The organism is Paenibacillus sp. NRS-1781 (assembly GCF_050467745.1).
GTDB classification, from domain to species: Bacteria; Bacillota; Bacilli; order Paenibacillales; family Paenibacillaceae; genus Paenibacillus; species Paenibacillus terrae_A.
The window spans coordinates 1-11841 of the sequence record NZ_JBITPI010000004.1; the positions used below are offsets into that span (position 1 = coordinate 1).

Here is an 11841-nt window from a genome sequence, read left to right on the forward strand (position 1 = left end):
TTAAGTTCAACTTATATAGCTATCCTAAAGCAGAAGCGATGGATGTCGTGTCCCATAAGAAACCCATCGGTACATTTATCATGCAATATGATGAAACCGACTGGCAATTTCTGAAACGGATGGCTTCCCACTTCTACTCTCCACTCATTCCCGCCGTGGGCTATGGGGTACCGAAGTTTTATTTTGGTCTGCCTATGGGACTCAGCAAAGGAGAAATACAATCTACGAATTATAAAGTCACTAAACGGGTAGCTGACTTCCAAACCGCCTCGGAGAACCATATCCCCGGTGTACGTGATGCGGATTTTATCCAGTATGAAGTCGAGACGGAGAAACTGCTGGAGCCTGGCTATGAAGTGACCTTTAAAGGCCACCTTTTGCTGGTCGCTGAGGTGCTAACAGAGATGAAAGACGGGGTGTTGACACATACCGCCAAGCTGTCACCACGAAGCGGCCTACGTCCCATTAAAGACTACAATCGCTCCATTATCGGTGCTTCCATTCATGGCAAGGTACTGAGCGTTCGTCGGGACAAAGTACGCGCCCAGCTCGATATGGACGATCAGCAAGACCCGAATACCGATTACTGGTTTCCCTACTCTACGATTTATGCATCTGCGGATAACACGGGCTGGTATTGTATGCCTGAGGACGGGGACAGCATCCGTATCTATTTCCCCAGTTATAAGGAAGAAGAAGGATACGCGATCAGTTCAGTTAAAAGAGAATCGCAGCCTTCCGCGGGAAAATCTTCCGCCGCTTCTGGACATGGGACTACTTCTGCTTCGTCTGCCGGACCAAAGTCTTCTTCAGCATTGTCCACAGCAGCTCCTGCGCCAGATCGAATGGCTGACCCTGCAATTAAGACACTACGAACCAAATACGGCAAAGAAATCATGCTCGCCCCGGATCAAATCGTCATCTCCGGCAACGGCATGTCCATTGTCATTAACGATAAAACTGGCATTGATATTGTAAGCGGAAAAAATGTGAGTATTAGCGCGACCTCCGATATCGTTATGAGTTCCGGCAACATCCAGCTTTCCGCCGGAAAAATCGAGCTATCTGGTAAAGGCAATACCATTACGCTGGATGATAAAACGACCTTCTCCGGTACGGAAATCAAGATGAACTAACGGGAGGTTAGTAGATGGATAAACAAGCAGCGTTACACCATTTTAAGGAACATCATTTTACACCCTTACTGGAATTACAGCTAGACACGCTGGAGAACAAGTTCCAACGTTGTCAGGATCAGCTCATTTCGGACTTCAACAATTCGTTCATGAATTTGTGTATACACATTCTGAGCATGCAGCAACAAGGTCAAAAAGAACCGATTGGCTATATCCACTATTCTTTCTTGCGCACGCAGATTCTTGAACAATCCTACCTATATATGATCGAGGCTTATTCAGCAGAATGGTACGAAGATGATTCCGATTGCAAGTTAACCTATGACGCTTCATGGGCCTATGCACCGATGAGTGCCATGTTGGAAACCTTGGAGCAGGAACGAAAAATATATATGGGGACGATCACTTCTGTGGACGTTGAACGACTGATGCTGGAATCTGCTCCTTTTTTCCACCAGTTTGTGAACTCCCTCCTGCGCTTAGGGATGGCAGAAGTGGTTCAAATGCCTGAGTATCTCGCCATTCATAAAGCTGATCGTTTAGCCATCCGAACGGGCGAGTACAAGGATATCAGCGAGAATCTATTTGTCGAAGATCGGGAAGCGCTTCTTGCAGATCATGTGAGAGAGCAATTGATGCATTCCAGTGAAGAAGAGCCTTATGTTTACGAAAACCTAAAGCGGCTCTCTCTTCCCCACCTTCACCTGATGCAAAAGGATTTGCGCTATAACGATTTTAGCCACAGTGACTTACGGGAAAGCCAGTTTCACACCTGCATATTGATCGGAAGCAGCTGGCAACGAGCGAATCTCGCAGGAGGCAGCTTTCAGGGGTGCCTGCTGACCGACACGGATTTTAGATATAGCGATTTGAAAGGTGTTAACTTCAGCAGTGCCAGCGGACAGCCGTATCGGGAGCACGGAGTTCGAGTACCAGGGCTATGCGGGTTACGTTTTGAACACGCCAATCTGGATGGGGCCGATTTTACAGATGTACATTCGTTTGAACATGCGTATTTTGAGGGGGCTTCGATGCAAGGAACCCTTGTCCCGCGAAAGTACCAACAGCATTGGAAACTGAACGAAGCACAGCGTCAATCTATTGTGTGGACGGAATAAGGAGGAATGTGTATGCGCCATTATTATGTGCTGGTCGATGATCATCGTATTTCTCGAAACATTAAACCGATGAATTTAGACCTTTTTAAAACACCATTTGTTGGCATGCCCCCGGCTCAGGTTTTAGATGTTCATGCGACAGATGCCGAGTATGCGGACTGGCTACCGTTTTCAACCTCACAACCGCTATTTTCCGATCCTATGAAACGGATTCTAGAACTATACAATACACAAGCCCGTTTTAAACAGGTGTATATCGTGAACCGGGAACCTAGCCGTCAGGAGCTATATTGGATTTCATCTGTTCCCTCTGTGGATGGTATTTCAGAGCAGACTGAATTTTACCCACATGATCAAACCCTAAAGCACCTTGTTCTCGATAGCCAAAAGGTCAAGGGGCATCATTTTTTCCGACTGTCCAACGTGAGGGAACCTTATTTCATCGTTAGCTTGGAGGCTGCTGAAAGCTTGCTGCGCCGGAGTTTGACTGGTTTTCGGCTACAGAAGCTAGAACTCGTATAAGGAGGTTCAACCTTGACAGAGCATTGGGATGAATTTTTTTTGAAGCTGCATCATCAACAAACATTGAAAGAGCAATTAAGTACAGCGGAGAACGATGAAAGCTGGATGATGATATCGATTGAAGAAGCGATGGAGGGAATTTCGAAAGGATCACTAACTCTACCGGATAAACAGGAAATCCGGTTTCAAACCCTTCCTGTCTTTGAAAATCAACTCATTATATCCCTACCGGGCTCTCTTATTCCAGAAGTTCATGCTGGGCAGACGATAGACCCATCGAAAAGCTTCGTCGTTCAAGACAAGCTGGGCGGAATCCTGTTCGGTCTGCACCAAAGTGGGCAAGAACTGGACCCTGAGCAAGTAGAAGTCTATCAAAAACAGATAATTGAGCAAACGAGTCGCGCACAACCAAGTATGAAGCTCGTGGATGAAAAGGCTCTTTCTATTCAAGATACCATCATTGGCTGCTATGAAGCTATTTTTCTAGTTTCCCCCTCTCCCTATTATCAGATTGTCTTTGTGCGTTCCTGGCATGGCAAGGCTGTGATCGGAAGTTGCCAATTTAAGCTGGAGGATGCTCCCCTCTGGGTTCCCTTAACCTATGCCATGCTGCACACCGCGACATGGTCGGAGCTTTCTTGATTCTATACCTTTTATCCAAGGAGGTACTTATATGTTTTTACCTTTACTTATTAAAGCTCTGGCCCAAGGTGCGCTCAGCGGAGAACATTCTTATGTGGTCAGAGGAGCCAAGTTACAGTGCAGTCAAGGTACAGACCCTGGTGTGCTCAATATGATGTACAGCCACGGTGTCTTCATTAAAAATAAGCCTGTTCTGAACGTGGACGATGCCATTTGTGGAGCCAATATTAGCAAAATTAATGCTTTTGGACTGTGTAAATTGAAGCATGGTCTTCCCTGTGAACCGGAGATTGCGTTTGGGTCCAAGTGGACGGGGGGAAAAGAAGACGTATTGGTTGAGGGGGCACCCGCCCTACTCAACAATTCTACCTTAATGTGTAGCTGTCAAGATGTTCTGACTAATACGTTCAACTTCATGATAGACCCCAGTGATGATGGCACCCTCTTTTCTGCGATAGAACCTAGTAGTGGTGGCATCATCTCGATCATCGATGACGGGCAAAACAGTTGATTTTATCAAGTAAGGAGATTCAGGAATGAACATCGTAGCGAAAGACCGCTTTACCTATCAGCATCTACATGTCACCTGGCCCTATGGAAAGCTGCGTCTTCGTAATATCCATATGAGTCACGAGTTGGGCGAACATGCCAGACTGATGATCACGGGTAGTCTAGAAGCCGATCAGGCAGACACGATCATTACCAAAGCGAGCAGCGACGACGAAGTTGAGCTATGGTATACCGATGCCAAAGACCAGAAGCATCCCTTATTCATGGGGCAACTGTACTGTGTAGATGTGGAGCACAGGCATCAGGAGATCAAGGTGACCCTTGACGTCATTTCTCATAGTTTTAAATTGGATACGCAGTTCAAAAATCGTTCCTTTCAACACACCAATCAAAAGTATGTGGATATTGTAGATGCGGTACTAGCCGATTATAAAGGCTCAGACAAGATCGATGAAGCTTTTGAGAAAAAAGCAACAGGTCAATTCATCATGCAGTATCAGGAGACGGATTGGACCTTTTTAAAACGGTTAGCTTCGCATGTAGGTGCCCTTCTCGTTCCTAATATCGTTTCACACCATGCGCAAATTTGGATCGGTATTCCTCAGGGCAGGCAGCATATTCAATTGAAAGAGGTTCCTTTTACGCTACAACGCAAGATCGCTCCCTATCTGGATCAGGAGGCGAACGGCTGGAAATCGGCCACTATTGGAGATTACACCCGGTATACCTTTGAGTGGGATCAAATGCTGCAACTGGGAGATGAAGTCGAGCGCAATCACGAAACGTACGTCATCACCAAACGTGAAGGCCAATTGATTCGTGGCTTGATGACTTGGTCGTATGAATGCGCCCTGTCGGCGGGCTTGAAGGTTCCTAAAATATACAATCGAACCATCATTGGTGCGGCTATTGAAGGAAAAATACTGGAGGTCAGCCGGAATCAGGTTCGATTGCATTTGGATATGGACGATCAGCAGAATCCCAAGGATGCCCAGTGGTTCCCCTATTCTGCAGAAGGTAATCAGGTCTGGTATCTGATGCCAGAAAAAGGTGCGCAGGTGAAGCTGTATTTTCCAAGTGCAGACGAAGACGATGCGATGGTCATACAATCGGTACGAACGAAACCATCTAGCGTTGCTGTCCCTCCATCTCACGCAGCTCAAGGTGCCGTGGTCGAATCACCTGCAGAACGCCACCAGCGTAAAACTGCCGATCCCGGGGTCAAATCCTTTGCGAATCCGCAAGGTAAAGAAATTTCCTTGGGCAACTCCGAACTGTCAATGAGTGCGCAGGAAGGATCACTATACATCTCCATGAATACCCATCACGGTGTCAGCCTGAACAGCACCCAACGTATACAAATTCAGGCTACAGGCAGTCTGAGTCTGTCGGCAGGGAGCATCCTGCTGCAAGGAACCAATGGCTTACACTTGAATACAACAACCGATACATTGGATTTGGAGCAGGAAGTCAACAGTGTGAGTTCGGAAATTCAGCTTAAAGCTTCCCTCCATCAATACTACCCAGAACTGATTTTGTCTGATTTTGAGAAGCAAGTCGCTGAAAAGGGAATTCAAAGCGTGATGGGAGCACGCGTCAAGGAGAATGTAGGCTCCACGCTCAAGGGAGAATGGGATGCGGGTATAGAGTTTTTAAGCGGGGTATGGAACTCCGCTGTCGATATCGTGGATATGGGAGTCATGGTGGCTACTCCTTTCGTCATGCCCGGTAACGTCACCGGGAAAGGTTTCCTGGAGCGTAATGAGACCCTTGAAGGCATTAAGCATGCAGGAGGATATATTGCGGAAACGGTCACTTTTCAAAAATCAGGAAGCGAACTTCTGAATGACGGGAAAAAGGCTTGGGATGGTTTTACAGAACCTTTTGTGAAAAAGTGGAACAATTTTATTCCAAACCCGCTGACAGACACGAAGCAAGAAAGTTATGATGCAGGGTATGACAGCATAAAAGCTGTGGAGCGTGGAGTGGATGTATTTACAATCGTCAAGGGAGGAGCCAAACTCACTAAGAATTTAGGAAAGCTAGGCAAAGAAGAAGCCTCTTTATCTAAAGGACTCAAAGATGTTGAAGAAAAGAACGGTGGAAAAGGTGGAACGCCAGGATTATTCGGGGATACAGCGAAAGCCGACTCTGCTCTAGCGAAGGCCGGAGATGGAAAATTCAAAACGAATGCCATCCGTCTCCCAACCAATTTTGAATCCTTGGGGAGTTACTTGCAAAGTGTAGCCCGAAAGATGAACATCCGTATAACTAGAAGATCGCCGATATTTGCAACTAATGCAGGACACTATCTGTTCCATGATCTTGATCCTGATGTCCCACATTCCAGAAGTTCGGGTGCGAAAGTTTCCCCTGAGAGACAAAAACAGATTGATGCGTTAGAATCAGGAGAGTACTCTGGTAAGAGTACTCAGGGGACGGCAAAAGCTGAACCAAGTAAAGTGGTGAATGCTCTCGAAAATTTCCAAAGTAGAAATTTCACATTTGGAAATCAAAGCTTCCTAATAGATAAACGGGGGATGAAGCACATTCTTGAAAGGCATCATCCTGAATACTGGGAAGGCTCAATAAAAGCAAAACAGACCTTCCTAAAGAAAGATATGTCAATTGATGAAGTAGCAGATGCTATAGAATCTATTATGAAGCAAAATCGGGAGACCCTATTGAAAAATGGTACAACCTTTAGTTATCAAATAAAGGGAACTTATAATGGGGTAGAATATGTGGTTGGTTTTAACAAAGGACGAGTTGGTCAATTTTATCCTGAATAGTAGGTGAACAAATTGTTTTATGTAAATACCTTAATTAGTAGACCAGACAGAAAGATTAATGACATATCACTTTTAAAATCTAACGTTGAAGAATATTTTGTTCAGATTAATAATACTCATGAGATATTAGCTCTCGAAAATTTATTGGATTTTGATTATCTGAACGGAGCAATTACATTAACGTATTGCGAGCAGACTTTACTTGATGTTACTTTATGGGATTTAGTTGACCAATTATGGGCATATATTTTAAATGTTGTTGAGAGTTTGCTAACTACCGGGGAAGGAGAGACTTACTTTCCAGACCAACCTGTAAAGCTACACTTAAAATCAATATCTGTGGATTTAGTACTTTATGAGATAGAGGCTAATGAACATATTAAAGTTGCACTGCCAAAAAATGAATTTATTCAAACTATATTAGAGGGGGCAGATGATTTTTTTAAAAATATGGAGGAGTGTTTCAAAGGAAAATGTAGTTATCAATATGAAATTGAGAAAATAGAGACCTTGAGAAGAACGTTTTTGTAATTAGCAAGTTTACACCCCCAGCAACAAGATCGTACAATACAACCAACAAACCAAACACAAAATGATTCAAACACTTGATAAACTTTCAAAGCTTATTCCAAACTTGAACCTTAAGTGAGGAATGAGCTTTTTGGCATGCCCAAGCTCAAAGGAGGAAGAAATAACCACAATACTCTAAAACAAATGACTTGCCATCCCTCCCCATCAGAGTTAACATACACACACTTCAACCACGGGAGGGAAAATGTACTATGTCAAATTGGCCAGATTGGTTTCTCGAAGCATTACGCCAACGTTTTTATCAATTAGAACTTGCCAGTGAGCAACAGGCTTCAAATTTACCAGAAGACGAGCATCTATTTACTCAAGTTGATCAATTCAAAACCAACCAAAACGAGGATATCCAACGTCTGCTGTCTGAATGGGAAGAAGCCATAGGCTATCAGCTAAGTCAGGACAAACAATCCATGTATATGGAAGGAGTAAAAGACGGGATTCGATTGATTCTTCCCGTCATACATCCCACAGTTACTCGTTAGCTTTTGATTCTAATTAGTCCAGTATTTCATCTATGCTCATTCCACTTTTCAAGGTAAAAACAAAATGCGCTGGTGAGAGAATGGTTATCTTCTCCACCAACGCATTAAATAGGTTATCATCAAATTGTTCCAGTACATCTTCCCGTAAGCTTAGTACTTGAATAATTTCATCGACACGTTCCTTGATTTTCGCTTGCTGTTCATGCTCCTGCTCCAGTGTCAGCTTCTGCTGTCGTAGCTCGTTGAGTTCATTGGAAAGCCTGTTTGTTTCTTCTTCATATACGGCCTCATCAATCTGATTCCGTAGCTTAAGATTCACTAATTCCTTCAGGTCGGATTTCAATTGTTGCATCTGTCCTTCGATGTCCAATAGCGGTTCTTGCCCTACTCTGCTGGAAAGTACCGATTCAATATTGGCTTTCAACGTCTTCATGAATACTTTCTTATTCTCATACATCTGATTAAACAATCGTACAAACGCGGAATGTAAAACTTGTTCATCGACTGATTTGGCATCACAGGCTGCTTTACCTTTATTGACATACGTTTTGCATTGCCATACCACTTTTTTGGATGGATTATTGCTGTTCCAGGTTCGGCGTTTAAAAATGGCTCCACAGCATCCACAATATACTTTGCTACTGAGTGCGTATTTACTGGAGTATCTTTTACTCTCTCCCATCACACTCCCTTTCAGCTTGGCTCTCCGTTCCTTTTCCTTTTGCACCGCTTCAAATAGTTCCTTGGATACAATCGGTTCATGGTTGTCCTCAATTAAATATTGCTGCTCCTGTCCTTTATTCCTGATTCGTTTGTGGGTTAGAAAATCTACCGTTACCGTCTTTTGCTGAAGCAAAGCTCCGTAATATTTCTCATTGGTCAGAATTAAGGTAATCGAGGAATCCCACCACGTATCGCCACCCGTGACTGTTTTAACGTGATCTCGCATCAAACCTCTGGCTATCGCTTGATAGCTTTTCCCATCCAAATACTCCTCGTATATCCTGCGTACAATCTCGGCTTCCGAATCGTTAATCACCAATTCACCATGTTCATCCTTATCATAGCCGAGAAAGCGAGTGGTGTTGCAGAAGACTTTGCCGTTTTGGAAGCCACGTAGTATGCCCCATCGACTATTTTCAGAAATGTTTCGACTCTCGTCTTGAGCAAGTGAACTCAGAATGGTCAGTAATACTTCACCTGTTGTATCCAGTGTATTAATGTTCTCTCGTTCAAAGAACACAGCCACTCCGAGACTTTTGAGTTCCCGTACATATTTCAATAAATCCAGTGTATTCCTAGCAAACCTCGAAATCGACTTGACCAGTATAAGATCCAGTTTACCGTTTCGAGCATCCTGTATCATGCGATTAAAGTGCGTTCTATTTTTAGTGCTGGTTCCGGTGATGCCTTCATCTGCGTAAATATCAGCCATTTCCCATTCCAAGTTGTTTTGAATGTACTTTGTATAATGATTAACCTGATTGGTATAGCTCTCCTTTTGCTCCTCAGAATCGGTACTGACCCGGCAATAGGCAGCGACTTTCTTCTTTAGAAAAGATTGAATTCCTTCTACGATGTCCATCGTTTTAATGGGAACGACGACGACTTTTTTTGCGGTTGCGGCTTGGGCCATAGGTGTTTCTCCCTTCGATATCTTCTTTATACGGTCACATGGTATAATGCTTGCGGCACATCATCAAGTCCATTTCTGCCCATGTTATAGCTATTTGAAAGACTTTTTATTTAGCTCATCAATCGCTATGAACTCTTCTTCTGTAATTATATTTTGGGCTTTCAACTGCTTCAAAAGGCTCAGACTGAGTAGGTAGTCGATGGATTTTCGTTGCATATGTATGTGCTCCTTTAAAATGAAAATGACTCACCTCTAAGGCAAGCCAATAGATATAATGCTCAAAATAAATTTTTAAGGCTAATGGTCTTTTCTATGGTCATGCTAGGATCGCTTACTAATGTGGCTGTTAATATTAATGCTTTGTTGATTGCACCACTACTGCTTCCGGCTTTCACAGTCACGCTATTTCCTGTACTCGCTGTTATGCTCCCCATGATCGGAATTGAATCATCTTGATTTCGTAGGCTCCACTCCACCGACTGGTCAAACACTTCCGTTCCATGATCATAGATATGGCTGACGTATGAGGTGCTTTGGCCTGTTTTTAGAACTGAATTACCGGTAATGGCTATCACATAGAAATGTGTTCCTGTTTCGACAACTCTCATTTCAATGGTACTTTGTACTGTTGGGTGATACGTTAATTTCGCGGTGATGCTTGCTTGTCCCAAGGCGATACCCATCACCTGGCCTTGCTGATCTACACTAACCACACTCGGATCACTTGAAATGAAAGTTATGACTGGATTCGCCATCTCATTTCTATTATCCATAGCGGTCACTTTCAATGGTATTATTTCGTTGAGCAGCACATGAGCTATCGTTCCCTGATGAATATGTAATGCATATGTATGAGCAATCTCGTACTTCCATTTGTCCGCAATGTTATTTTCCACGTCATCATAAGCTGTATTTATGCTATCTAATGTGCAGCTTAACAGGATAATGCCATTCATCGTACGGTCAATTCCAACTATTTTAAACGGCTGATGAGTCATATAAAATCGTTGACTTAATGTGATGTCCCTCGTATCTGTATTGTCCTGTAGACTGACCAGGATGTTGCCCTCCGGTATTGAGATAACTTTACTTGTTTCCGTTGAAAACGTTCTGGCTTCTACCACAGCATCAAACCACTTCACCTGTCCATTCCAGTTTAAAGCTAGTCGCCGATTACATTTTCGTATCCTGCCTCGACACGACTTTTCATTTTGATCCACCTGACTGGTAATCAGATAACGTTCATAGCGATAATCCACAATATCGCCAGTATGTAAAGGTGTTGCTGCCCGAATGATTTTGTCATCGGTCATTTTAATGGTATCTGTCGCATCCCGGATCAGAGCAAGCCGCTTTACACTATTGATATGTACAAGCTCTCCCTTTTCTCGCAGAAAGAAATGCAGCATAGGTTCTAAGCTCCGTGTCATTCCTCTTCCTCCAATCCAAAATCCGGCTTACAGCGATACAGGTACAACTCCACATAATCACTCCATTCCTTCATGTCCAAAATAATAAAGACATCCTTAGCAAATTGGACATAGCCGTTTAATTGCAATAAAGATTCCAGTGGACAGAAAGCTCGATATATTGTCTCCAAGGTGTAACTATCTTCAAATGAAAAGCTTTTGCGATAAGGTTGTACATCTGCCATCACTGACAGAACAGGTTTGAAATGAGTAGCATCTAAAATTTCCAGCTTCGTATCATAGAACATCAGTCTGTACCTACCTTAATTTTAGGCAGAGGAAGAGCCAGCCTGATACTTGTCGGAATGCCTGCTTCATAGGTGGCTGAGCGTTCACCTTCCTGCTTATTTATAATTCCAACCGAATCCCTATTTTTATAAAGATACACCGCATAATCGACCATAACATCATCATATTCCACAGGGAGTGTTGCCACATTACAATAGCCAAAAATATTACTCCTCGCTTTATTCAAATAGTGGATCAGGATATCATCCTTGGATATGTCTGTTGGTTCCATGCCTAATAATCGTTTAATCAAATCCATTAGCTCACTCATGTGCTGTCTCCTGTACCTCCTTTACCTGTTCCTTCTCGGTGCGCTTCATATTCTTGACCGTTTGAACTTTCGTTACAGGTTCATCTTGCTCCGTCTTATCTGGTTGCGGTTCCTCTACTTGCCCATAATGCCCACTGGCCTGTAACCGCAGAATTAACTCCTGATCGGTGACTTCCCATATACATCCTGTTTCCTGATTCAAAAACCACATCTTATTACCCTCCAAAAATGAAAAATAGGGTATCCGAAACGGACACCCCAAACGTGTTTCTTCTATTATAATGTGTTTTTATATCATTCACTTTCAATTAAGACTTATTGGCTGTGAGTACAGCGAGAGCTTCCGGCTTGATACATTTGGCTCCAAATACCTGCAATCCTTTCACC

14 protein-coding genes are annotated in these 11841 nt (G+C 43.4%); 8 read left to right on the top strand and 6 right to left on the bottom strand.

The genetic code is table 11. The features are described from left to right. From ACIFO6_RS00930 to ACIFO6_RS00965, 8 genes are all read left to right on the top strand, one after another. The coding region (locus ACIFO6_RS00930; protein ID WP_430037048.1) for a hypothetical protein at positions 1 to 1136 on the top strand (1136 nt) is incomplete at its 5' end. A 14-nt stretch (positions 1137 to 1150) separates the two neighbouring features. Continuing rightward, a complete protein-coding gene (locus tag ACIFO6_RS00935; RefSeq protein ID WP_430037051.1) occupies positions 1151 to 2254 on the top strand; it encodes a pentapeptide repeat-containing protein in 1104 nt (367 codons plus the stop codon). Positions 2255 to 2266: 12 nt separating this feature from the next. Then, positions 2267 to 2776 carry an imm11 family protein gene (locus tag ACIFO6_RS00940; protein ID WP_430037054.1) on the top strand — a complete coding sequence of 170 codons (510 nt, stop codon included), beginning with the start codon at positions 2267 to 2269 and terminating at the stop codon, positions 2774 to 2776. A gap of 12 nt (positions 2777 to 2788) precedes the next feature. Then, on the top strand, positions 2789 to 3418 hold the full coding sequence (locus ACIFO6_RS00945; protein ID WP_430037056.1) for a hypothetical protein: 630 nt from the start codon (positions 2789 to 2791) through the stop codon (positions 3416 to 3418). 31 nt (positions 3419 to 3449) lie between these two features. Further along, positions 3450 to 3929, top strand: a complete 480-nt coding sequence (locus tag ACIFO6_RS00950; RefSeq protein ID WP_430037059.1) for a DUF4280 domain-containing protein — start codon at positions 3450 to 3452, stop codon at positions 3927 to 3929. Positions 3930 to 3954: 25 nt separating this feature from the next. Continuing rightward, entirely contained in the window at positions 3955 to 6720 is a 2766-nt protein-coding gene (locus tag ACIFO6_RS00955; protein ID WP_430037062.1) for a contractile injection system protein, VgrG/Pvc8 family, read from the top strand. A gap of 3 nt (positions 6721 to 6723) precedes the next feature. Further along, the gene (locus tag ACIFO6_RS00960; RefSeq protein WP_430037065.1) at positions 6724 to 7251 is read left to right on the top strand and encodes a hypothetical protein; all 528 of its coding nucleotides are present in this window, start codon (positions 6724 to 6726) and stop codon (positions 7249 to 7251) included. A 251-nt stretch (positions 7252 to 7502) separates the two neighbouring features. Next, the gene (locus ACIFO6_RS00965) at positions 7503 to 7790 is read left to right on the top strand and encodes a hypothetical protein (RefSeq protein WP_430037067.1); all 288 of its coding nucleotides are present in this window, start codon (positions 7503 to 7505) and stop codon (positions 7788 to 7790) included. A gap of 13 nt (positions 7791 to 7803) precedes the next feature. On the opposite strand, the gene ACIFO6_RS00970 is transcribed toward ACIFO6_RS00965, so the two are convergent. The 6 genes from ACIFO6_RS00970 to ACIFO6_RS00995 form a co-directional block, all read right to left on the bottom strand. After that, entirely contained in the window at positions 7804 to 9426 is a 1623-nt protein-coding gene (locus tag ACIFO6_RS00970; RefSeq protein ID WP_430037070.1) for a recombinase family protein, read from the bottom strand. Positions 9427 to 9516: 90 nt separating this feature from the next. Then, the gene (locus ACIFO6_RS00975) at positions 9517 to 9642 is read right to left on the bottom strand and encodes an SHOCT domain-containing protein (RefSeq protein WP_430037073.1); all 126 of its coding nucleotides are present in this window, start codon (positions 9640 to 9642) and stop codon (positions 9517 to 9519) included. Between the two features lie 62 nt (positions 9643 to 9704). Next, positions 9705 to 10856 carry an Ig-like domain-containing protein gene (locus ACIFO6_RS00980; RefSeq protein ID WP_430037076.1) on the bottom strand — a complete coding sequence of 384 codons (1152 nt, stop codon included), beginning with the start codon at positions 10854 to 10856 and terminating at the stop codon, positions 9705 to 9707. Further along, positions 10853 to 11143 carry a hypothetical protein gene (locus tag ACIFO6_RS00985; RefSeq protein WP_430037079.1) on the bottom strand — a complete coding sequence of 97 codons (291 nt, stop codon included), beginning with the start codon at positions 11141 to 11143 and terminating at the stop codon, positions 10853 to 10855. The genes ACIFO6_RS00980 and ACIFO6_RS00985 overlap by 4 nt, the downstream gene beginning before the upstream one ends. Continuing rightward, positions 11143 to 11454, bottom strand: coding sequence for a phage head-tail connector protein (locus ACIFO6_RS00990; RefSeq protein ID WP_430037082.1), 312 nt, complete (start codon positions 11452 to 11454; stop codon positions 11143 to 11145). Before ACIFO6_RS00990 ends, ACIFO6_RS00985 begins: the two co-directional genes overlap by 1 nt. Continuing rightward, the gene (locus tag ACIFO6_RS00995; protein ID WP_430037085.1) at positions 11447 to 11665 is read right to left on the bottom strand and encodes a hypothetical protein; all 219 of its coding nucleotides are present in this window, start codon (positions 11663 to 11665) and stop codon (positions 11447 to 11449) included. Before ACIFO6_RS00995 ends, ACIFO6_RS00990 begins: the two co-directional genes overlap by 8 nt. Between the last annotated feature and the right edge of the window lie 176 nt (positions 11666 to 11841).

Coding starts and splice junctions, on each gene's coding strand:
- ACIFO6_RS00935 (WP_430037051.1), top strand. CDS start 1,151: ATGGATAAACAAGCAGCGTTACACCATTTTAAGGAACATCATTTTACA.
- ACIFO6_RS00940 (WP_430037054.1), top strand. CDS start 2,267: ATGCGCCATTATTATGTGCTGGTCGATGATCATCGTATTTCTCGAAAC.
- ACIFO6_RS00950 (WP_430037059.1), top strand. CDS start 3,450: ATGTTTTTACCTTTACTTATTAAAGCTCTGGCCCAAGGTGCGCTCAGC.
- ACIFO6_RS00955 (WP_430037062.1), top strand. CDS start 3,955: ATGAACATCGTAGCGAAAGACCGCTTTACCTATCAGCATCTACATGTC.
- ACIFO6_RS00965 (WP_430037067.1), top strand. CDS start 7,503: ATGTCAAATTGGCCAGATTGGTTTCTCGAAGCATTACGCCAACGTTTT.
- ACIFO6_RS00970 (WP_430037070.1), bottom strand. CDS start 9,426: ATGGCCCAAGCCGCAACCGCAAAAAAAGTCGTCGTCGTTCCCATTAAA.
- ACIFO6_RS00975 (WP_430037073.1), bottom strand. CDS start 9,642: ATGCAACGAAAATCCATCGACTACCTACTCAGTCTGAGCCTTTTGAAG.
- ACIFO6_RS00980 (WP_430037076.1), bottom strand. CDS start 10,856: ATGACACGGAGCTTAGAACCTATGCTGCATTTCTTTCTGCGAGAAAAG.
- ACIFO6_RS00985 (WP_430037079.1), bottom strand. CDS start 11,143: ATGTTCTATGATACGAAGCTGGAAATTTTAGATGCTACTCATTTCAAA.
- ACIFO6_RS00990 (WP_430037082.1), bottom strand. CDS start 11,454: ATGAGTGAGCTAATGGATTTGATTAAACGATTATTAGGCATGGAACCA.
- ACIFO6_RS00995 (WP_430037085.1), bottom strand. CDS start 11,665: ATGTGGTTTTTGAATCAGGAAACAGGATGTATATGGGAAGTCACCGAT.